Here is a 20,706-nt window from a genome sequence, read left to right as displayed (position 1 = left end):
AATAGCCCCGATTTTAGTCATTTAATGCGGATTGTGAGACTTCCACCAGGCAACTCATCGCATTCGGCCCTTGCGTTAAACGCGACGTGCCGATGTCCAGTGTCAGCACGTTCGGATTTCCCGCCTGTTCGGTTTCCTGCCATTTACCGCCAAAGCCCGGATCAAACCAGGCACCAGTGGACATCAGCACCACGCCGCGCGTAATGCCGTCATTGAACGAAACCCCGGCCAGACAGCTGCCGCGCGCGTTATGCACTTTCACCCGGTCGCCGTCGTTCAGCTGGCGGCTGGCCGCGTCTTCAGGGTGCATAAACAGCGTTTCTTTCCCCGCCGTTTTGTTCGACTGCGCCAGCGGCGACTGATCGAGCTGGCTATGCAACCGGTCTTTCGGCTGAATGGAAATCAGATGCAGCGGCCACTCTTTGGCCGTTTCTGCGCCCAGCCACTCCACCGGCGGCTGCCATTCCGGGTGCGGGGCGAAATCTTCATAACCGTATCCGGCGATAGTTTCGGAGAATAATTCAATTTTTCCGCTGTGTGTGCCCAACGGATTCGCACGCGGGCTTTTGCGGAATTCTTCAAAGAACACGTAATCTTTTTCCGGCGTCGGCAATTCAACAAAACCGCGTTCCCAGAACGTTTCAAAGTCCGGCCATTCCACGCCGGTGCCTTTCTGCGCTTCACCGCACTGACGATAAATATGGCGCAGCCACTGATCTTCGTTGCGCCCCTGCGTGAACTGTTCGCGGTAACCGAGACGGTCGGCAATATCGGCGAAAATATCAAAATCGTTACGCGCCTGATGCTGCGGCGCGACGGCCTGATGCATCGCCAGGACGAAACGGTCGCGCGAAGAACCGCCGATATCATTGCGCTCAAGCGAGGTGGTCGCCGGCAGCACGATGTCGGCCATCTGCGCCGCCGGTGTCCAGACGTTATCCTGCACGATCACGGTGTCCGGTTTCTGCCAGCCTTCGACCAGACGGTTGAGCTGCTGATGATGATGGAACGGATTACCGCCCGCCCAGTGGACCAGATGAATATCCGGGTAATTCAAAGTTTCACCCTGGAATTCGTACGGCTGACCGGGGTTGAGCAACATGTCGCTGATGCGCGCCACGGGAATCGACAAACCGGAAGGATTCGGCCCGGCGCTGACGGCAGGCCCCGGCGTGTCAAAACGCGGATTACCGACGCTGTTCATCGAACCGTGACCAAACGAGAAGCCGCCGCCCGGCAAACCGACCTGCCCGAGCATGGCGGAAATGGCGATCATCATCCAGTACGGCTGTTCGCCGCGATGGGCGCGCTGCACGGAATACGAACAGGTAATAAAGCTGCGGACGCCCGTCAGATCATCCGCCAGCCGCGCAATACGTTCAGCCGGAACACCGGTAATGTGGCTCGCCCACTCCGGCGTTTTCGCCACGCCGTCGGTATCACCGCGCAGATACGCTGCGAGCTGCGGATACCCCACGCAGTGGCTGGCCAGAAACGCATCGTCCTGTGCATCTTTGCGCTGAATCTCATAGGCAATCGCCATCATCAGCGCCGCGTCAGTGTTCGGACGGATTGGGATCCACTCGGCATTCACAAACTCCGGGCAGTCATCGCGCATCGGGCTGATGTTAATCACCCGCGTACCTTTTTTGGCCAACTGTTCCAGCGCCGGTTTCAGCGTATGTTCCACTGCGCCGCCGGACGCCACTTGCGCGTTTTTCAGCGCCAGACCGCCGAAGGCCAGCAAAATTTCCGCGTGTTCCACCACACTCGGCCACGACGTGACGCGCCCGGTCAGTGGCGTAAATGTGCCAATCACATACGGCAGGAAAAACTGCGCCGAGCCCCAGCTGTAATTGCCCTGTTGATCCACACCGCCGCCGCCGGTGAAATAGAAACGGCGCACCAGCGAACGGGCATGGTGTAAGCGCCCCGCAGAAGACCAGCCGTAAGAGCCGTTGAAAATCCCGGATGCACCGTAGCGGTCGCGCACGCGTTTATTCTCTTCAGCGACCAGATCCAGCGCCAGATCCCAGTCCACTTCAACAAAATCTTCACGCCCGCGCAGCGATCGATCGCTGTTTTCGCGTTTTTGCAGCCAGGAACGGCGCACCGCCGGTTTGCGGATGCGTTTTTCCGAATACACCAGCGGCGCAATCGAATCGAGTAAAGGTGAAGGATCAGCATCGGCGGAATAAGGCTCGCAGCGGATCAGGCGGCCATCTTCCACCACGGCGGTATACGCGCCCCAGTGAGCCAGTTGCGGGTAACGTTTTATCGACATTTCTTCTTTTTCTCAGCGCGGGTGAACAGCATTAAAAATAACATTCACGCCGTTCTCAATTCAAAGAACAAATCATCTTAATCAAACCCATTTCGGCTCTTTCAGGCTGCGATTTCCGTTAAAGACGGCATTCTTTTCCCGTTACATGCCTCTTGCATCGAAAAGTTGCGATCGACATCCTTGCAGCCATCGGCCTTTTCCGCAAAACTGGGCAGTGTAAACGATTACCCTCACGGAATAGCGGAAGTGTTATGGCAACGATTAAGGATGTAGCAAAACTGGCAGGCGTATCGGTTGCGACCGTTTCACGCGTGATAAATCATTCCCCGAAAGCCAGTGAAAGCTCGCGGGAAGCCGTACAGAACGCCATGCAGCATCTGCAATATCATCCGAATGCCAACGCCCGCGCCCTGGCACAGCAGGCCACCGAAACCCTGGGCCTGATTGTGGCCGACGTGTCCGACCCTTTTTTTGGCGCGATGGTCAAAGCCGTTGAACAGGTGGCCTATGCGACCGGCAATTTCCTGCTGATTGGTAACGGTTATCACAACGTGGAAAAAGAGCGTCAGGCCATCGAACAGCTGATCCGTCACCGGTGCGCGGCGCTGGTGGTTCACGCCAAAATGCTGCCGGAAGATGAACTGACCAGCCTGATGCAGCAAATTCCCGGCATGGTGCTGATCAACCGCACGCTGCCCGGTTTCGAGGAGCGCTGCATTGCGCTTGATGACCGCTATGGATCGTGGCTGGCAACCCGCCATCTGATTCAGGCCGGGCATCAGCGCATCGCCATTTTGTGTTCCAACCACGGCATTTCCGATGCCAGCGACCGTCTTCAGGGCTACATTGACGCGCTGACAGAACACAATATTCCTGTCGATGACAAACTGATTGCCTACGCCGAACCCGATGAAATCGGCGGCGAAAAAGCGATGGCGGACTTACTGGGATTGGGCAAAAGTTTTACCGCCGTGACCTGCTACAACGACCCGATGGCCGCCGGTGCGCTTTCGGTACTAAGCGATAACAGCATTGATGTGCCGGGGGAAATTTCTCTGATCGGGTTTGATGACGTACTGATTTCGCGCTATCTGCGCCCGCGTCTGACCACGGTGCGTTATCCGGTTGTCGCGATGGCGAATCAGGCTGCGCAGCTGGCGTTAGCGCTGGCAAACGGCCAGCCGTTGCCCGAAACCACTCACATGTTCAGCCCGACGCTGGTGCGCCGTCACTCGGTGAGTGCTCCGGGGAATTAAAGGAATTGCTGGTAAACGCGGACGGGTTTGTCGGGGTAATCCAGCGCATCGCCGATGTATTTCCAGCCAAAACGTTCGTAGTAGCCTGTAAATTCAGCGTAGAGATAGAGTTCGGAAAAGCCGCTGCGGCGGCTGTGTTCCAGCACGAAGGCCTGCAATTCCTGCCCTAACCCGCGCGATCTGAAACCTTCATCCACGTACAGCGCCGCCAGCCACGGCGTGAGATCCTGACGGCTAATCAAATCGCAGCGCCATAATCCGACCGTTCCCGCCAGCGTTTCGCCCTCGAGCGCGATAAAGGTTTGTGGCAATTCCGCGCCGCGCAGGCTGCTCTGCACTATGCTTTCAAAAAACGCCCGGCTGTTTTCGCTGCCAAACGCTTTCCACAGCCAGTCCGTGACGGTTTCCTGAAATTCCGGGCGCTCGCTGAGATTGACGATCTTCATGCTCAGACCAGTTTCCCCTGAAAAATCGGCACAGATTCAAACAGATAGCCGTCGAACTCAGGCGCATCAACGTCAGAAAGCTCCATCAACGTGTTCTTCACATTTTCCATGTGCTGCCACATGGCCTGATACGAACCCATCACGTCGCGGCGGCGCAGTGCGGCCAAAATATTCTGATGATCTGCCAGCCATTTCAGCCGGTAACCGCGCGTGGCGATGTGGCTGTGTAATTGTTTCCACAGCGGGCTGGAGTCGCGGTGCATCCAGATATTTTTGACGGAATCGAGCAGCATCTGGTTCTGCGTGGCACCGGCGATCAGCAGGTGAAAAAGGCGGTCGTTATCGCCACTTTCGTCATTGGCGACGATCGCGATTTGTTCCTGCTCCAGCGTGCGGCGCAGGTTTTCGATATCTGCTTTAGTCGCCATTTTGGCGGCAAACGCGGCAATGTTACTTTCAAGCAACTGCCTCGCTTGTAAAATTTCAAACGGGCCAATCTGCCCCTGATACATCAGCTCGTCTTCGCCCTCTTCCTGCGAAGGAATGCGGATCACGTAAACGCCGGAGCCCTGACGGATATCCACCGTGCCTTCGAGTTCCAGCATCAGCAGGGCTTCGCGCACGATAGTCCGGCTGACACCGTAGGTTTCAGCCATATTACGTTCTGGCGGCAGGCGGGAACCCACAGCAAAATTCCCCTGCTTGATTTGCTCGCGCAGGTCGTGCCCGATTTCCTGATACTGCTTTCTGTCCTGCGAAACCACACCTTTATCCACACATTCACCCTGATGCAAAGACTGACAAATTGGCTCCAAAGCCAGAGCCAATGGACATACGCTGAAGGGTCAGTGTATCAAACTTAATGCCTGATCCAGCACTTTGGCGCCGTTCAGAGTTCCGTATGCCACCATGTCGATCACGGCGATGGGAATGTTGTGTTCATCCGTCAGCTTTTTATTTTCCGCCAGTTTGAACCGCACCTGCGGCCCTAACAGCACGACCTGAATGTCACGTCCGTAGGCCTCAAGTTCGTCGCGCAGATTATTTTCCGGGATGGCGTAAATCTTAAATTCCAGCCCGCGGGCGGCGGCTTCTTTTTCCATTTTGGTGACCACAAGGGAAGTGGACATCCCTGCCGAACAAGCTAAAACGAGTCGTTTCATAATGTTTCCTCGGGTTGTTTATCTTCATCGTCCAGTGTTAAAGACAACACACCACTTTCACTCAGCGATTTAAACCAGTGAGATGATTTCTTCTGACGGCGATCACGGTTGTTATCAAGATCAATCTCGATCAGCCCGTAACGGTTTTTAAACGCATTCATCGGCGAGACGTTATCAGTAAAAGCCCAGAGCATATATCCCTGACAATTTGCGCCGTCCTCCCGCGCCTTTAATGTCCAGTAAAGATGTTCGGTAATAAATTCAATACGATAATCGTCCTGAATTTCCCCGTTGTTGGCATCACGGAACTGGCCTTCATTTTCAATCCCCATTCCGTTCTCAGCAATAAACCACGAAATATTTCCGTATTCCGTTTTAATGCGCATTGCAAAATCGTAAATAATTTTCGGGTAAATTTCCCAGCCCCGGGATTTATTCATCCGGCGACCCGGCAGTTCAAAATGTTCGTAGTAAAACGCCGGATGGAATGGCGTCTCTTTATTCCATTCGCGGGACGGCGCTTTAACACGGTGCGGGTAATACAAATTAATGCCCACTTCGTCCACCGTGTTATTACGGATAACCGCCAGTTCCTGCTCTGAATAATCAAAATGCACGTCGTGCTTTTGCAGCAAATCGAGCAATTCCTGCGGGTATTCGCCTTTAATCATCGGGTCTAAAAATACGCGGTTATAGAACAAATCGTATAAATGCGCCGCTTTCTGATCGTGCGCCGCCGCAGAACGGGCGTACGTCACTTCCGGGTTTAAAATTACGCCCATCGTGCCGTGCGAACCGTAACCTTTACGGTGAAACAGCTCGACGACTCTGGCGGTTGCCAGCACTTTGTGGTGATTCCACTGCATCCATTTACCGGTGTTCTGCTCGAACGGCCAGCGGATTGCGTCCAGATACACGCGGGTTTGCACCACTACCGGCTCGTTGAAAGTGAACCAGCGGCTGACTTTTCCGGCGAAGCGCTCAAGCACTTTTTCCGCGTACAGGACAAACAGCTCAACGACTTTTTTCGAACTCCAGCCGTCATATTTTTCAAGCAGATACGCCGGTAATTCGTAATGTTCGAGGCACAACATCGGCTCAATGTCGTTGCGCTTCATCTCATCCAGAAGATTTCCGATGTATGCCGCATATTCTTCATCGACGGTGCCCAGTTCATAGTCAGTCAGAAATCGCGACCAGTTGACCGAGGTGCGGTAATGGCTCAGCCCGCTGGCTTTCATCAGCGCCACGTCTTCCCGGTAGCGGTTGATGAAATCGGTGGCTTTCGCCGGGCCGTAGCCGTTGTGCCAGACGTGGCGGTTATTTTTGTACCAGAGATCCAGATACGAATCCTGTCCGCCCTTTTTGCCACTCCAGCCTTCGGTTTGCCACGCGGAAGCCGCCGCACCGAGAATAAATCCGTCAGGAATGGTGATGGAAACCTTGCTCATAATTTTCCTCATTGTCGCGAATTCAGGCCGTTGCAGCGCGTTTTTGCTGCTGCGCAATAGCGTCTATCTGCGCCTGTTCTGCGCGGCGCGAAGCCACTTTGACGAACGGCAGATAAATCAATACCGCCACCACGATGCAACCGATTTGGGTAATCACCGCGCCCATCGAACCGGCGGTCGACAGCCAGGCGTTGATGATCGGCGGCGTGGTCCACGGCACCATCACCACGGCGCGTCCGGCAAAACCCAGGCTGGTCGCGAAATACCCGATAGTGCCGGTGATGAGCGGCGTGATGATGAACGGGATCGCCAGAATCGGATTGAGCATGATCGGCATGCCGAAAATCACCGGTTCATTGATGTTGAAGAAGCCTGGCCCCATGGATAATTTGGCGATTTCGCGCATTTCTTTGCGGCGCGTTCCCAGCATGACCGCCAGCAAAAGCCCGATAGTGCAGCCGGAACCGCCGATGCTCATGTACACATCCCAGAACGGCATGGTGATGATGTTCGGCACTTCATGTCCCTGCTCAAACGCCGTCATGTTCACCATGATCGCGCCCAGCAGCAGCGGCTCACGGATGGGTTTAATCATCTGATTGCCGTGAATACCAATAACCCAGAACAGCTGCGCGACAAACATCAGCAGCAGAATACCCGGCAGGCTTTGCATCACCGATTCCAGCGGGCGCTGGATAACCTGATACACCGCGTCGTACAAATACATGCCGGTCACGCGATGGAAAACGAAGCCGAAACTGGCAACGATAACCACAGTAATAATCGCGGGGATCAGCGCGGAAAACGATGCGGAAACGTTCGGCGGCACACTTTCCGGCATTTTAATGCGCAGGCCGTTCACCTTTTCCAGGCGGGAATATATCTCTACCGAGAGAATGGCAATAAACATGCCGAGGAACAGGCTTTTGGTGTCTGAAAATTGTTTTGCCAGCACGTCTTTCACTTCCTGCATCTGGCCGTTGACCATCATATCGACGGTCGTCGGCGTCACGGCAATAAAACAAATCACCGCCAGCAGGCCGGGAAATAACGAACGCGAGCCGTTAATTTTTCCCAGTTCAATACCAATTAAAAATACCGCGCCGATGGTCAGGAAACTCAGCGTGGCGTAGTTAATACTGCTCATGATCGGTTTGAGCGTCGCCAGCCAGGAGAACATTTCAAAGTGGGCTAATCCGTTTTTCGGATCCATGACCATATTTGAAATTAAAACTGAGAATGCCCCCACGATAATGACCGGCATTAGCGTGATAAAAGAAGCCTTAATCGCCATGATGTATCTGAGGCTATTAAAGGTATTCGCGAATCCCCCGAGAGAATCGATAAAACGGTCTTTCAATGACATGACACCACCTCTTTTAATATTGTGTGTTGCTTTGCAGGTGTTTGTTTCGCATTGACCTTTTTAAGTATCAGAGGATAAAGGTATGGCGCGAATGTAAAGTCAGATTCCGCTTCTGTGAAACATTCCGTGATTTCTGTTTTGCGACAATTTACGCAATGTGGCATGCCAAAAAATAGCGGAATACGAATTAATTTCTGTGACAGCGTTCTCACATGTGAATATTGGAATTCCAATATGATGAATTCACCCCTTTCTGGTATACCAATTTTGGAGATGTCGATGGAATTCGATCTGGAACAAACGGTAATGGAGTTATTGATCAACGCCGGGGAAGCGCGATCTAACGCGATGATGGCGATTCAGCACGCCCGCAAAAAGGAATGGGAGCAGGCCGATGCCATGCTGAAAGCCTCAGACGATGCGGCACGCGTCGCGCACAAAGTGCAGACGCAGCTGATCGGGCTGGATGAAGGCGTAGGGAAAATACCGGTCAATCTGATTATGGTGCATTCGCAGGATCATCTGATGACCGCCATGCTGTGCCGCGAACTGGCGGAAGAAATTGTGTTGCTGCGCAAAGAGATGTTTGAGAAATAAACTTCCTCCTCTGCGATGAAGAGGGCGTTTTCCGTTTTTTTGCTCCTCCCTTTGCGAAGGGAGGCCGGGAGCGGGTATTAATGGCAAAACGGCTGCTAACGTAAACATCAACATCATGATTTTGTTGTAATACCCCACCCCAGCCCTCCCCTTCGCAGGGGAGGGAGCAAAAAAATTACAGCTCCAGGGCAATCAGTTCATCTACCGTTTGACGGCGGCGAATCAATCGCGGAACGCCATTTTCGAACAGCACTTCCGGCAGCAGCGGACGGGTGTTGTAGTTGGAAGACATCGATGCGCCGTATGCGCCGGTATCGTGGAATACCAGATAATCCCCGATCTGCACCGGTGGCAGCGGGAAGGTTTCAACGCCGCCGCCTGCCTGCTGGGTAAACACGTCGCCGGATTCACACAAAGGCCCGGCAATCACGGATTCCGTCAGCGGCTGACCGCTGAGGTCACGGCCATCTGCCGGTAACAGTGAAATATGGTGATAACTGCCGTACATCGCCGGACGCATCAGATCGTTAAACCCGGCGTCACACAACACGAAATGGCGACTGCCCATGTTTTTCGCCGCGCGGATTTGCGCCACCAGCACGCCGGATTCCGCCACCAGGAAACGCCCCGGTTCGATTTCCAGTTTAACCTCATGCCCGAGGTGTGCCGCAATTTGCTCACGCGCACGGTTCCACAGACCAAAATAGTGGCCGGTATCGATAGATTCTTCGTCAAAATGATACGGAATCGACAACCCGCCGCCCGCAGAAATCGCTTCAATATCTTGCCCGGTTTCAATGACCTGGCGAACCATCGCATCACAAACCTGCTCAAGATGGCCGTAATCCACGCCGGAACCGATGTGCATATGAATGCCCACAAGTTTCAGGCCGTAACGGGCAATTTCAGCCAGCGCCTGCGGTAAATCGGCATGCCAGATCCCGTGTTTACTGTTCTCACCGCCGGTATTGGTTTTCTGGCTGTGACCGTGGCCGAAGCCCGGATTCACGCGCAGCCACACCGGATGCCCGGATTTGTGCTGACCAATCTGGCTAAGCATATCAATGGAACCGGCGTTGACCGGGATATCCAGCGCCGTCACGCGTTCCAGCGTCGGTTGATCCAGCACATCGGCGGTGAACACGATTTCACTGTTTTCACGCCCCGGAATAAAACCGGCCACCAGAGCACGTTCTATTTCGCCCAGCGATACCGAATCCACCTTCACGCCCTGCTCGCGCATCAGGCGCAGAATATGAATATTCGAACAGGCTTTTTGCGCAAAGCGGATCACGTCAAAATCACGTAAGTGCGCGATACGCTGTTTAATAATTTCAGCGTCATATGCCCAGACCGGGCAACCAAATTGTTGCACAATCGCCAGTAAATTCGTGGCGTTAAGTGCAGTGGACGTATCGTTTAGGGCGCGTGGCATAAGATTTTCCGTCAGATGAAGGCTTTCATATTTCGTTCAGTATGACGGCAAATGAAGTGGCGATAAAATATCTATTTCAGGCCAGTCTATTCATTTATGATATGGTTAAATACCTTGCCGGAATGCGATAAGCCCATGCCCGCTCTGTCCTTGCGCCACATTGAAATCTTTCATGCCGTGATGACCACCGGCAACCTGACCGAAGCCGCCGCGCTGCTCAATACTTCACAGCCAACGGTCAGCCGTGAGCTGGCGCGCTGTGAAAAGCTGCTGGATCTCCAGTTATTTGAGCGTCTTCGCGGGCGTTTATACCCGACGGTGCAGGGTTTGCGGCTGTTTGAAGAAGTGCAGCGATCGTATTACGGGCTGGACCGGATCATCAGCGCAGCGGAAGGGATCCGCCAGTTTGAGCAGGCGCAACTGTCGATCGCCTGTCTGCCGGTTTTCAGCCAGTCGCTGTTACCGGCGGTATGTAAACCGTTTCTCGACAAGTATCCTGACGTCAGTTTTAACATCGTTCCGCAGGAATCACCGCTGCTGGAAGAGTGGCTGTCGGCGCAGCGTCATGATCTGGGGCTGACGGAAAACACCCAGACACCCGCCGGTACTGAACGCCAGACGCTGCTGACGCTCAACGAAGTTTGCGTGCTGCCCGCAGGACATCCGCTGGCGGCGAAAAAGCGCCTGACGCCGCAGGATTTCAGCGGCCTGAACTTCATCAGTTTGTCGGCCACCGACAGCTACCGGCAGTTGCTGGATACGCTGTTCGCTGAGCAGCAGGTTGCCCGGCGACTGGTGATGGAAACACACAGCGCCGCCTCGGTGTGCAGTATGGTACGCGAAGGCGCGGGCGTGTCAGTGGTCAATCCGCTGACGGCGCTGGACTATGCCGAGCGCGATCACGGCCTGGTGATCCGCGAATTCAGCGTCGCCGTGCCGTTTACCGTCAGTCTGATCAAACCGCTGCACCGCCCCGCTTCCGCGCTGGTCACGACGTTTACCGAACATTGTCATCAACAGGCACAACGGTTCGCAGAACGCCTCGAGGTGGTCGTCGGGATTTGAGATTGGCTTAGTCCACCTCCGGCGAGGCCGGAGGCTATTTATTTGAAATAATCCACGTCAGATGAGTTATTTAATAAGCCCCAATCGATTAATCCAAATCTTTCCCATCTGATTCAATACATTTTTTGTACCAATAAAATGAATCTTTCTTAACCCTGTGAAGATCCCCTTCACCTTCGTCATTCATATCGACATAAATGAAACCATATCGTTTATCCATCTGACCCGTTGTGAATGAAACTAAATCAATGGGTGCCCAGGAGGTATAACCGAAAATATCGACACCCTCTTCTCTGGCTTTCATTAAACTTTTAATATGACTTCTGTGGTAATCAATACGGTAAGTATCATGAATTAATCCGTCAGCATCGACTGTATCATGAGCTCCAAGTCCATTCTCTACATCAAACAATGGGATTTGGTAACGGTCATAAATGAAGTGCAGAAAATATTCATAACCCGTTGGATCGATTTGCCAACCCCAATCACTTGCTTTTAAATAGGGATTTACAATGGAATGCTGTACGCCAGCACCGCCCAATGATTCCCCCTCATCTTTATGGGTTGTGAATACATTAGACATGTAATACGAATAGGCTAAGAAATCTGATTTACCTGCCAGTAAATCCTTCTTATCCTGTTCACTCACCACTAAACTCACGCCGTTATCTTTCCAGATACGTGGAGCATAGGAAGGATAATATCCTCTGACCATCGTATCTGCACAGTATCCAAATAAATTTTGGAAAATTTTATAATTTTCGATGACATCTTCGGGATCGCAAGTATAAGCATATGAACAATATCCTGCGACCATGCATCCCACTTTGATAGTGGGATCTATTTCATGCGCAACGATTGTCGCTCTTGCCGAAGCGACCATTTGATTATGCAATTCTGTATAAGCAACTTGCTTACCTTCTTTTACGTCGAAATGTAAAAGAATATTGATTTCATTAAAGGTTAACCATTTATTGACCAAACCTTTGTATTCAGTAAAGCAAACTCTCGCAAATTCGACAAACTGGTTAATCATCTCCCTGTTTGTCCAATCTTTGTAGGTTTCTTCTAAATAAACTGGCTCATCGTATTTATATAATGTAATAACGGGATCCATGCCATATTTACGACACTCTTTAAATACATCGCGATAGAATTCAACACCTGCTTTATTCACGCCACCTTCCACACCCTTTGGGAATATCCTGGCCCAGGAGACGGTTGTGTTAAATGTGGTAAATCCCATTTCTGCCAATAATGCAATATCTTCTTTATATCTATGGTAAAAATCGATACCGATATGATTGGTATATCTGACATCATCAAATATCTGATACTTAGCGCCTTCGGGTAAATGATCAAACTGCCTCATTTTACCTCTTGATCCCTCTTTATTAATATAATGGATATATCGCCTGTCAGTTGTTGATCCCGGATCACCAAAATCTACCTGAACCGGGCTTTTCCCATCTTCATCCCAGGCACCTTCACATTGAGCAGCGGATAAAGAACCGCCCCACAAAAATTTTTCTGAGAAACTCATGTTCTTTTCCTATGTTTACGCTCTGTCACTTTAATAACACCGGGATAACTCAATGTGTTCGCAAAGAACAGTCATCGCCTGCGAGTAGGACATGTCTTTGCGGAATAAACCCGCTGTTCCTAAAATAAACATATCGACATCCGCTCCCAGCGTTCTGACGACATCAGGAGAAATGGCCCCATCGACCGCAATCTGAGCATTGCTCTGATGTTGTTGTAACATGGCTTTCAGTCGACGAATTTTACTCACCGAAGCAGCAATAAAAGGCTGCCCGGCAAAACCCGGGTTGACCGACATAATCATCACCACATCCACAACATCCAGTACTTCTTCAAGTACGTTCAGAGACGTTCCGGGGTTAATAGCCACGCCGGCTTTAATTCCCTTACTGCGAATATTGCTCAAAGTTCGGTGTAAATGAACCGGTGCTTCGGCGTGAACATAAATAATGCTACAACCCAGTTCAGCAAAGCGATCGATATAAGGATCCGGATTCGTCACCATCAGATGCACGTCGTAAGGAATCGTCGCCAGCTTTGATACGGCCTTTATATCTTCCGGGCCAAGCGCAAAATTGGGGACAAACTGGCCGTCCATCACGTCAATGTGGAACATTGCGGCACCCGCCGCTTCCAGCTGACTCAACTCCTCACCGAGGCGTGAAAAATCAACGCACATCAGGGACGGGCAAAATTGTGCGCTCATGTTCATTCCTTCTCGATGTCTGCAATCATCTCAACACGCGTTTGGTGACGCTCGCCTTCAAATTCCGCATCTAGCCAGGCATCCACGATCATTTTCGCCAGTTCTGAACCGATGACGCGTGAACCGAACGAGAGCACATTGGTGTTATTGTGCGAGCGCGACAATTTCGCGGAATAGGGCTCGCTACACACCACCGCCCGGATCCCTTTCACTTTATTGGCAGCAATCGAAATCCCAACACCTGAACCACAAATTACGATCCCCAGGTCAGCTTCGCCGGAAATAACGGCTTCCGCAACGGCTTTACCATAAATGGGGTAATCAGTTCGTTCAGTGCTGTTAGCTCCTTTATCCAGGACCGTTATTCCGCGCGCAATAAGATGTTCAGTAATAGCGGGTTTCAGGATAATACCAACGTGGTCACAACCGATTGCAATTTTCATTTTAACCTCTAACTTAAAATTTTAATATCGTAACTAATTTTTGTATTTATTGAGCTAAAGCCAGACAGTCATCCAGATTAGATTTAATCAGTGTCACGTGCGGGCCATAAATAATCTGTACACCGGTCCCCTTTCTGACAACGCCTCTGGCACCTGAGCTTTTCAATATATTGTCATCTACCAGGCTTTCATCAATGACGGTAATGCGCAGCCGTGTGGCACAGCAATCAACATCTTCTATATTGATCGCTCCGCCAAGTCCCGAAACAATTAATGCTGAAACGGCATCTTTTTCGGTAACCGAAGTTTGTGTTCCAGACTGACCATCACGCGCTTCGAGATCTTTACGGGTATAAAGTTTGGTTTCTTCTTTTTCATCTTCACGGCCGGGTGTTTTGAAATTAAACCGTAAAATCATGAACCGGAAGCTGAAATAATAAATAGGGAATAGCGGAATACCGATTAACACCGCATTAATCCAGTGAGTTTTTGTATTCCCTTGCATTACGCCGAACAGGATGAAGTCAATCAGGCTGCCAGAGAATGTTTGCCCGACGCCGACATCAAAAATATGGCAAAGCATGAAAGAGAAACCGGCAATAAAGCAATGCACGATATAAAGCAGTGGAGCGGCGAAAAGGAACGAAAATTCGATAGGTTCCGTGATACCAGTGACGACCGCCGTTAACGTAGCCGATAAAAGCAAACCTAATACCAACTTACGTTTTTCAGGTTTAGCAGTATGGTAAATCGCCAGTGCAGCCCCGGGAATACCAAACAGGTAAAACGGGAACTTCCCTGACATAAAACGGGTCGCTTCAACAGAGAATTGTTGCGTATGCGGGCTTGCCAGTTCAGCAAAGAAAATATTTTGTGCGCCAGACACTGCCACGCCATCAATAATCTCGGTCCCACCGAGCCCTGTCTGCCAGAACGGCAGGACAAAAATATGATGAAGGCCAAACGGAATCAGTGCGCGCTCGAACAATCCGAAGAAAAACGTCCCTGCGTATCCGGCGTGATTAACCCCCCCTCCCAGTAACAATATTCCTGCCTGAATTGTCGGCCAGATATAAAACATCAAAATGCCAACTACCAGATACGTCAGGGCTGAGATAATCGGGATAAAGCGCGTCCCTCCAAAGAACGAAAACGTGGTGGGTAATTCGATGCGATAAAAACGGTTATGCAGGGCAGAAACACCCAACCCAACAATAACCCCGCCAAAAACGCCCATTTGCAGCGAATTAATGCCGAGCGTCATGCCAAGTGAACCTTCTGGAAGAGCACCGGGAGCCAGAAGACCGTGCAATTCCAGCATAGCGTTGATAGTGGAATGCATAATTAAAAAAGCAATTGCCCCGGAAATCGCGGAGACATCTTTCTCTTTCTTCGCCATACCCATCGCCACACCGATGGCAAACAGCAGCGGCAGATTAGAGAAGACAATACCGCCCGCGCTTTTCATTACGGTAAGCAGCATGTGAAGTACCGTGCCATTACCGAGAAGAGATTCCAGACCATATGAACTGATGGTCGTCTGGTTTGTAAATGAGGCCCCAATTCCAAGCAGTAACCCCGCGACCGGCAGTAAAGCGATCGGCAGCATGAATGACCGCCCGATGCGCTGTAGAGAACCAAAACTGTTTGTTTTCATAGTTTTATTTTTATCCCACAAGGACACAACAGTGGATCCTATGCGGACACTAAACAACGACGCCTGTTGTTTCCGCACACCCATTACTTCACGATAAACATTATTATTGTGAAGTAATGGCAATGTCAACTTCCCTACCCGATCAACTTCACATTTTTTTAAAATACAGTGAACCCATAATAATCGAAGGATTAAACTGCAAAAATAAGGTTTTCTTTGGGAAGAAAGAGGAATGCCTACAGTGATTCTAAAAAATTAATTTCACGATTATTTATTTATGTGTAAATTAAAGACAAAGAGCCTTCGTTATTAGATTCAACAGAGCGAAACCTTGTGCTAGTCTCTGGCAAAACTCCCCAGCACTTTTATGGTGTAGAAATGACCCGCAAACAGAGCATTAATCAGGATGCAGACAGCGCGCTTGCAATAGGTGCACGCATAAAAATGTCCCTGTCACAGTTGAATCCGACTGAACGGCGCATTGCTGAGTGGCTGATAATAAAAGGAAATATTTGCCCGGAAACGAGTCTGCGTGAAGTTGCGACGAAACTTGAAGTATCAGAACCGATGCTGGTTAAAGTCGCCAAAAAAATCGGATTTTCGGGGTTCAGGGAATTAAGAACGGCGTTGCTCAGTTATTTCAATGCGTTGCCGTATGAACGTGAAGAAGAAGTGACGGAGCATGACAGCATTGATACGGTGCTCGATAAGGTATTTTCGAACAGTATCCAGGTTCTGAAGGAAGCCCGCTCAGTCGCAGACTCAGACACTATCGGTAAGGCGGCAAAACTGATATTCAATGCACGCCGAGTGATAATCTTTGGCGTCGGCGGCTCCGCTTCAGTGGGGATGGATTTTGAGCATAAGCTTCTGCGCATTGGCATCATTAGCCACTCGTACAGTGACTTTCATCTGATGTTAATGGTGGCCAGCCAGCTCGATGAGAATGATGTGGTTATCGCGATATCGCAAACGGGCGATACCCGGGAAATGGTCAGTGCAGCCAATACCGCAAGGTCACACAGCGCGAAAATAATTTGTATTACCAATGACGATGGCTCAGCGCTTTCACAGTGCTCAGATTTGTCTATCTTCAGCCCGGCAATGAGCGGCCCTTTACTGGGGCAAAATGCGATAGCCAGAATCGTTCAGCTTAACTTACTGGATAGTCTGTTTATCGCCATTCTTCTTGAAGATTATCAAGGCCACAGGGAAAGACTGGAACGAGGAAGAAGTGTTGTCAGTCCCCTGCACGGCGTGAAATAAACGGTTAATTAGCCTTCTTGTCAGCGCATTTCTATCAATTCCAATAGCAAAAAGGCCACGCAGAAATCATTCTGCGTGGCCTTTTCATCACATTTCTTGCGCGTTACGCGACGGCTTTCTCCGCCTTTTTCGCCGCACGGCGGAAGGTAATGACGCACAATACAAAGCCGACAGTGCCCAAACCGCCCGCCGCCAGCGGGACAACGCTCAGGCCCAGCCCGCGTTCAATTACCACGCCGCCCACCCAGGCACCCAGCGCGTTACCCACGTTGAAGGCTGCAATATTGAGCGTCGACACCAGATTTGGCGCGTGTTTGCCGTACGTCACCACGTTCACCTGCAAGGCCGGAACGGCGGCGAAGTTGACCATTGCCCAGATAAACAGCGTGATTTCCGCGGCCACCAGATGCACACTGGTGAAGCTGAACAGCACGGAAAACACGGCGATCAGCAGGAAAGTCATGGTCAGGGAAACGCCCAGACGCCAATCCGCCAGACGTCCGCCGACCACGTTACCGATGGTCAGGCCAAGGCCAATCAGCAGCAGCGTCCAGCTGACGCCGTGCTCAGAAACGCCGGTAATTTCGGTCAGGATTGGCGCGATATAGGTGAACAGCGCAAACATCGCCGCAGAAAAGAAGATGGTGATCGACAGCGACAGCCACAAACCAAGGCTGCCCAGCGCACGTATTTCTTTACGCAGATCCGTCGGTTCTTCTTCTTTCTTATTCGGCAGTTTTTTATACAGCGCAAACAGCGACGCCACGCCTATGACGGCAACAACCCAGAAAGTTGAACGCCAGCCAAAAGCCTGACCCAGTGCGGTGCCCAGCGGAACACCCAGCACGTTCGCTAGCGTCAGGCCGGTAAACATCAGCGCCACCGCAGAAGCACGGCGGTTCGGTGCTACCAGACTGGCCGCCACGACTGCGCCAATCCCGAAGAATGCGCCGTGGCAAAGTGCGGTGATCACGCGCGCCAGCATCAGGAAGCCGTAGCTGTAGGACAACGCGCACATCACGTTGCCGATAATAAAGATGCTCATCAGCAGCAGCAGGGTTTTCTTGCGCGGCAGTTTGGCGGTCAGCACGGCCATGATTGGCGCGCCGATAGCCACGCCCAGCGCATAGCCGCTGATTAACCAGCCTGCGGAAGGAATGCTGACATTCAGATCACCCGCTACATTGGGCAACAGCCCCATGATGACGAATTCGGTGGTACCGATGGCAAATGCGCTTAGCGCCAGTGCCAGGAGTGCGACAGGCATAAAAACTCCGGATATTTTAGTTATGATTAAAAGCTCCGGCATTCCGCCGGATTGGTTTAAATACCACGTGGATCACACTTTTGACCAGACGCAGTCTGTGCCCTGGCTGGATGCAAAACATCCGATATCCGGATTAATCTTTACATAACAATATATTGCAAAAAATACGACAAAAGCGGAAAAGGAACCGATTCCAGTAAGCATCTTGCGCGGCGGCTCAGCGCTTTTCATCCGTCAGAGACAGCCAGCGCGGATGCCCTTTAAACCAATCCACCAGAAAATCGAGCAAGGCACGCAGCGCCGCAGGCATCTGCCGCCGTGACGCGTAAATCGCATAAATGCCCATTTCCTGCGGCTGCCAGGCCTCCAGCAAAGAAACCAGCTGCCCGCGGGCAATCAGCGGCGCCGCCGAATAATAAGGCTGCATGACGATCCCCGCGCCTTCCACCGCGCCGGTCAGCAAGACCAGCGATTCATTAGCGCTCAGATTACCGCTCACCGGCACCGTCACTTTTTCGCCCTGATGCTCAAACTGCCACAGGCTTTTGCCAAAATAGGTGTACGTCAGGCAGTTGTGGATGCTCAGATCCTGCGGATGCTGCGGCGTTCCCTGCGCAGCAAGATACGCCGGAGAGGCACACACCACCGAGGGACACATCGCCAGTGGCCGGGCAATCAGGTTCGGATCCAGATCATTAGTGATGCGCAGCGCCAGATCGATGCGGTCTTCCACCAGATTGATCGCCCGGCTTTCCAGCTGAAGATCAATGCTCACCTGCGGGTGACGCCGCAAAAACTCGCTGACGGCAATCACCACCGCGCCCTGCCCGAAAGATTGTGAACAACTCAGGCGCAGTAAGCCGCGCAGCGCTTCACTGCCGGTATCGGCCACGCTGCCCATTTCCGCCGCGACCGATAACATTTTCCGGCACCGCGCCAACGTGTTTTCACCGGCGTCGGTCAGGCTGAGCTTGCGGGTGGAACGGTGCAGCAGGCGCGCACCCGACCACTTTTCCATCTCCGACAAATAACGCGTCACCATCGCCCGCGACATATTCAGCGACTCGGCAGCATTGATCATGCTTCCGCGTTCCACGATGGCAACAAAGACTTGTGCAGCGGTAATTCTGTCCATTATTCGTCCGGTTTATGCAACAAACAGTTGCGCATTATCCGGTTTTTCTCACGGATTATGCAACGTACAGTAGATGCTTATTGAACGTTATTATTTTTGCTCTCTGAGGAAATGCTATGCGCCTGTCTCTGAAACCCCTTACCCTGATCGCCGCCCTGTTGGGCAGCAGCCTGTCTGCTCATGCCGCCACCGCGCTGAAAATGGACGTTTATAACCCCGGTGAAAAAAGCGTATTTCCGGTGTCTTCTGAAATTATTACCGGCGAAAAAGACGCGGTGCTGATCGACGCGCAGTTTCAGCGCAATGATGCGCAGAAACTGGTGGAGATGATCAAGGCAACCGGCAAAAAGCTGACGACTGTCTACATCAGCCAGTCGGATCCGGACTTTTACTTTGGTCTGGACGTGATCCACGCAGCTTTCCCGGAATCAAAAATTATCGCCACGCAGGCAACCGTCGATCAGATCAATGCCACTAAAGACGGCAAAGTCGCTTTCTGGGGCCCGCAACTGAAAGACAACGCGCCGAAATCGGTCGTCGTTCCGGTTGCACTGAAGGGCAACTCTTTTGAGCTGGAAGGCCACAAGTTTGAAATTCAGGGCGTGGATGCCGAGCGCACGTTCGTGTGGATCCCGTCGCTGAAAGCCGTCGTCGGCGGTGTGCTGGTGAATGGCGATAACATGCATATCTGGACTGCCGATACCCAAACCACGACATCGCGCAAACAGTGGGTCGAAGCGCTGGATAAAATCACTGCACTGAAACCGTCCGTCGTGGTGCCGGGGCATTTCCTGCCGGGTGCATCTCAGACGCCTGAAGCGGTGAAATTTACCCGCAACTATCTGCTGACGCTGGAAAAAGAACTGCCAAAAGCTAAAGATTCCGCCGCGCTGGTTGCCGCAATGAAAAAGCATTACCCGCAGCTGAAAGACGATTCTTCCTTACAGCTGAGTGCAAAAGTATTGAAAGGCGAAATGAAGTGGCCGCAGTAAATCCTCTTTTTAAATACTGAATAACTTTTGACGGCGATATTATTTATCGCCGTTTGTTAATCTTCAGAAAATACAGAAACCTCGTCTTATCTATTTATCATAGTGTTAGTCATCTACATTTCCTAAACAGCCGAAAAACTCATTATTAAACAACAACATAGTATTAATCAGTAATTGAAGCATCACTTTCCCCTATTAGACTCCCCACGGTATTACACTTCCCCAAAAAAGGTACGGGGAAATCCTATTTATTCTGGGATTACCCACCTCAATTTATATAAAGGAATATTATGAATTGGTATATCAAGGCAATAAAAAGTTACGCCACATTTTCTGGTCGCGCGAAAAGAAGAGAATATTGGTGGTTTGCTGTATTCAATGCCCTTATTTCAGTAGGTATAACTTTGATTACCCTGCTCTTTGGCGATGAATGGATTATGTATACCCTCTACTCTGTATTCATGTTTCTGCCTTCTCTGGCGCTCGTTGTGCGCCACAATCACGATGCCGGTTACAGCGGCTGGTGGATCCTCTGCCCCGTGTTTAACTTCATACTGATGTTCTTCAAAAGCGATCCTGAAGATAACCGCTTTGGCCCTCATCCGGCGGAAACGGCGGAATAATAGTGTGAGATC

At 51.4% G+C, this 20,706-nt stretch carries 19 protein-coding genes; 6 read left to right on the top strand and 13 right to left on the bottom strand.

Going from position 1 to position 20,706, the window contains the following annotated elements:
* Window positions 1-13: 13 nt before the first annotated feature.
* On the bottom strand, window positions 14-2,284 hold the full coding sequence (locus ACLBVC_RS17015) for a molybdopterin guanine dinucleotide-containing S/N-oxide reductase (protein ID WP_410150617.1): 2,271 nt from the start codon (window positions 2,282-2,284) through the stop codon (window positions 14-16).
* A 251-nt stretch (window positions 2,285-2,535) separates the two neighbouring features.
* Between ACLBVC_RS17015 and galR the strand changes: the two genes are divergently transcribed.
* Window positions 2,536-3,540, top strand: a complete 1,005-nt coding sequence (galR, locus tag ACLBVC_RS17010) for an HTH-type transcriptional regulator GalR (RefSeq protein WP_410150616.1) — start codon at window positions 2,536-2,538, stop codon at window positions 3,538-3,540.
* Here the strand turns inward: galR and ACLBVC_RS17005 are convergent.
* The 5 genes from ACLBVC_RS17005 to ACLBVC_RS16985 all read right to left on the bottom strand — a co-directional run bounded on the left by ACLBVC_RS17005 (window position 3,537) and on the right by ACLBVC_RS16985 (window position 7,966).
* The gene (locus tag ACLBVC_RS17005; protein WP_410150615.1) at window positions 3,537-3,986 is read right to left on the bottom strand and encodes a GNAT family N-acetyltransferase; all 450 of its coding nucleotides are present in this window, start codon (window positions 3,984-3,986) and stop codon (window positions 3,537-3,539) included. The two genes, galR and ACLBVC_RS17005, sit on opposite strands and share 4 nt — an antisense overlap.
* 2 nt (window positions 3,987-3,988) lie before the next feature.
* Window positions 3,989-4,762, bottom strand: a complete 774-nt coding sequence (locus tag ACLBVC_RS17000) for an FCD domain-containing protein (protein WP_410150614.1) — start codon at window positions 4,760-4,762, stop codon at window positions 3,989-3,991.
* Between the two features lie 69 nt (window positions 4,763-4,831).
* Window positions 4,832-5,149: a PTS sugar transporter subunit IIB gene (locus ACLBVC_RS16995; RefSeq protein ID WP_101079257.1), complete on the bottom strand. Its 318-nt coding sequence runs from the start codon at window positions 5,147-5,149 to the stop codon at window positions 4,832-4,834.
* Window positions 5,146-6,600, bottom strand: coding sequence for a glycoside hydrolase family 1 protein (locus ACLBVC_RS16990; RefSeq protein WP_410150613.1), 1,455 nt, complete (start codon window positions 6,598-6,600; stop codon window positions 5,146-5,148). The genes ACLBVC_RS16995 and ACLBVC_RS16990 overlap by 4 nt, the downstream gene beginning before the upstream one ends.
* Before the next feature lie 22 nt (window positions 6,601-6,622).
* Window positions 6,623-7,966: a PTS sugar transporter subunit IIC gene (locus ACLBVC_RS16985; protein WP_410150612.1), complete on the bottom strand. Its 1,344-nt coding sequence runs from the start codon at window positions 7,964-7,966 to the stop codon at window positions 6,623-6,625.
* A gap of 279 nt (window positions 7,967-8,245) precedes the next feature.
* Here ACLBVC_RS16985 and ACLBVC_RS16980 point away from each other — a divergent pair, with 279 nt between their 5' ends.
* Window positions 8,246-8,563, top strand: coding sequence for a PTS lactose/cellobiose transporter subunit IIA (locus ACLBVC_RS16980; protein ID WP_195825507.1), 318 nt, complete (start codon window positions 8,246-8,248; stop codon window positions 8,561-8,563).
* Between the two features lie 175 nt (window positions 8,564-8,738).
* Here the strand turns inward: ACLBVC_RS16980 and lysA are convergent, their stop codons facing one another.
* Window positions 8,739-9,998, bottom strand: coding sequence for a diaminopimelate decarboxylase (gene lysA / locus ACLBVC_RS16975; protein WP_410150611.1), 1,260 nt, complete (start codon window positions 9,996-9,998; stop codon window positions 8,739-8,741).
* A 135-nt stretch (window positions 9,999-10,133) separates the two neighbouring features.
* Between lysA and ACLBVC_RS16970 the strand changes: the two genes are divergently transcribed.
* A complete protein-coding gene (locus ACLBVC_RS16970; protein WP_410150610.1) occupies window positions 10,134-11,063 on the top strand; it encodes a LysR family transcriptional regulator in 930 nt (309 codons plus the stop codon).
* An 88-nt stretch (window positions 11,064-11,151) separates the two neighbouring features.
* On the opposite strand, the gene ACLBVC_RS16965 is transcribed toward ACLBVC_RS16970, so the two are convergent.
* Genes ACLBVC_RS16965 through ACLBVC_RS16950 form a run of 4 tightly spaced genes read right to left on the bottom strand, consistent with a single transcriptional unit; the run spans window position 11,152 to window position 15,411 of the window.
* Complete coding sequence (locus ACLBVC_RS16965; protein ID WP_410150609.1) at window positions 11,152-12,606, bottom strand: glycoside hydrolase family 1 protein; 1,455 nt, start codon at window positions 12,604-12,606, stop codon at window positions 11,152-11,154.
* Between the two features lie 30 nt (window positions 12,607-12,636).
* Entirely contained in the window at window positions 12,637-13,311 is a 675-nt protein-coding gene (rpe, locus tag ACLBVC_RS16960; protein WP_410150608.1) for a ribulose-phosphate 3-epimerase, read from the bottom strand.
* Window positions 13,312-13,313: 2 nt separating this feature from the next.
* Window positions 13,314-13,754 (bottom strand): ribose 5-phosphate isomerase B, encoded by a 441-nt coding sequence (gene rpiB / locus ACLBVC_RS16955; RefSeq protein ID WP_410150607.1) that lies wholly within the window; start codon window positions 13,752-13,754, stop codon window positions 13,314-13,316.
* A gap of 46 nt (window positions 13,755-13,800) precedes the next feature.
* On the bottom strand, window positions 13,801-15,411 hold the full coding sequence (locus ACLBVC_RS16950; RefSeq protein ID WP_410150665.1) for a PTS transporter subunit EIIC: 1,611 nt from the start codon (window positions 15,409-15,411) through the stop codon (window positions 13,801-13,803).
* A gap of 378 nt (window positions 15,412-15,789) precedes the next feature.
* Here ACLBVC_RS16950 and ACLBVC_RS16945 point away from each other — a divergent pair, with 378 nt between their 5' ends.
* On the top strand, window positions 15,790-16,677 hold the full coding sequence (locus ACLBVC_RS16945; RefSeq protein WP_410150606.1) for an SIS domain-containing protein: 888 nt from the start codon (window positions 15,790-15,792) through the stop codon (window positions 16,675-16,677).
* 103 nt (window positions 16,678-16,780) lie between these two features.
* Here ACLBVC_RS16945 and ACLBVC_RS16940 read toward each other — a convergent pair whose 3' ends face one another.
* Both ACLBVC_RS16940 and ACLBVC_RS16935 read right to left on the bottom strand, forming a co-directional pair.
* The gene (locus ACLBVC_RS16940) at window positions 16,781-17,944 is read right to left on the bottom strand and encodes an MFS transporter (protein WP_410150605.1); all 1,164 of its coding nucleotides are present in this window, start codon (window positions 17,942-17,944) and stop codon (window positions 16,781-16,783) included.
* A 217-nt stretch (window positions 17,945-18,161) separates the two neighbouring features.
* Entirely contained in the window at window positions 18,162-19,079 is a 918-nt protein-coding gene (locus tag ACLBVC_RS16935) for a LysR family transcriptional regulator (protein WP_410150604.1), read from the bottom strand.
* A 116-nt stretch (window positions 19,080-19,195) separates the two neighbouring features.
* Between ACLBVC_RS16935 and ACLBVC_RS16930 the strand changes: the two genes are divergently transcribed.
* Entirely contained in the window at window positions 19,196-20,071 is an 876-nt protein-coding gene (locus tag ACLBVC_RS16930) for an MBL fold metallo-hydrolase (protein WP_410150603.1), read from the top strand.
* Between the two features lie 290 nt (window positions 20,072-20,361).
* Window positions 20,362-20,694 (top strand): DUF805 domain-containing protein, encoded by a 333-nt coding sequence (locus ACLBVC_RS16925; protein ID WP_410150602.1) that lies wholly within the window; start codon window positions 20,362-20,364, stop codon window positions 20,692-20,694.
* Window positions 20,695-20,706: the final 12 nt, after the last annotated feature.

Origin of the sequence: Rahnella selenatireducens (genome assembly GCF_046449555.1) — a bacterium.
Lineage (GTDB): Bacteria > Pseudomonadota > Gammaproteobacteria > Enterobacterales > Enterobacteriaceae > Rahnella > Rahnella selenatireducens.
The sequence above is the reverse complement of the archived record's forward strand: the minus strand, read 5'-3'. Positions and strand labels throughout refer to the sequence as shown.

What these genes read in the sequence shown, in the direction of transcription:
- ACLBVC_RS17015 (WP_410150617.1), bottom strand. Translation starts at nt 2,284, where the DNA reads ATGTCGATAAAACGTTACCCGCAACTGGCTCACTGGGGCGCGTATACC.
- ACLBVC_RS16985 (WP_410150612.1), bottom strand. Translation starts at nt 7,966, where the DNA reads ATGTCATTGAAAGACCGTTTTATCGATTCTCTCGGGGGATTCGCGAAT.
- ACLBVC_RS16980 (WP_195825507.1), top strand. Translation starts at nt 8,246, where the DNA reads ATGGAATTCGATCTGGAACAAACGGTAATGGAGTTATTGATCAACGCC.
- galR (WP_410150616.1), top strand. Translation starts at nt 2,536, where the DNA reads ATGGCAACGATTAAGGATGTAGCAAAACTGGCAGGCGTATCGGTTGCG.
- ACLBVC_RS17005 (WP_410150615.1), bottom strand. Translation starts at nt 3,986, where the DNA reads ATGAAGATCGTCAATCTCAGCGAGCGCCCGGAATTTCAGGAAACCGTC.
- ACLBVC_RS16945 (WP_410150606.1), top strand. Translation starts at nt 15,790, where the DNA reads ATGACCCGCAAACAGAGCATTAATCAGGATGCAGACAGCGCGCTTGCA.
- ACLBVC_RS16950 (WP_410150665.1), bottom strand. Translation starts at nt 15,411, where the DNA reads ATGAAAACAAACAGTTTTGGTTCTCTACAGCGCATCGGGCGGTCATTC.
- ACLBVC_RS16930 (WP_410150603.1), top strand. Translation starts at nt 19,196, where the DNA reads ATGCGCCTGTCTCTGAAACCCCTTACCCTGATCGCCGCCCTGTTGGGC.
- ACLBVC_RS16965 (WP_410150609.1), bottom strand. Translation starts at nt 12,606, where the DNA reads ATGAGTTTCTCAGAAAAATTTTTGTGGGGCGGTTCTTTATCCGCTGCT.
- rpe (WP_410150608.1), bottom strand. Translation starts at nt 13,311, where the DNA reads ATGAGCGCACAATTTTGCCCGTCCCTGATGTGCGTTGATTTTTCACGC.
- ACLBVC_RS16935 (WP_410150604.1), bottom strand. Translation starts at nt 19,079, where the DNA reads ATGGACAGAATTACCGCTGCACAAGTCTTTGTTGCCATCGTGGAACGC.
- ACLBVC_RS16990 (WP_410150613.1), bottom strand. Translation starts at nt 6,600, where the DNA reads ATGAGCAAGGTTTCCATCACCATTCCTGACGGATTTATTCTCGGTGCG.
- lysA (WP_410150611.1), bottom strand. Translation starts at nt 9,998, where the DNA reads ATGCCACGCGCCCTAAACGATACGTCCACTGCACTTAACGCCACGAAT.
- ACLBVC_RS16940 (WP_410150605.1), bottom strand. Translation starts at nt 17,944, where the DNA reads ATGCCTGTCGCACTCCTGGCACTGGCGCTAAGCGCATTTGCCATCGGT.
- ACLBVC_RS16970 (WP_410150610.1), top strand. Translation starts at nt 10,134, where the DNA reads ATGCCCGCTCTGTCCTTGCGCCACATTGAAATCTTTCATGCCGTGATG.
- rpiB (WP_410150607.1), bottom strand. Translation starts at nt 13,754, where the DNA reads ATGAAAATTGCAATCGGTTGTGACCACGTTGGTATTATCCTGAAACCC.
- ACLBVC_RS16925 (WP_410150602.1), top strand. Translation starts at nt 20,362, where the DNA reads ATGAATTGGTATATCAAGGCAATAAAAAGTTACGCCACATTTTCTGGT.
- ACLBVC_RS16995 (WP_101079257.1), bottom strand. Translation starts at nt 5,149, where the DNA reads ATGAAACGACTCGTTTTAGCTTGTTCGGCAGGGATGTCCACTTCCCTT.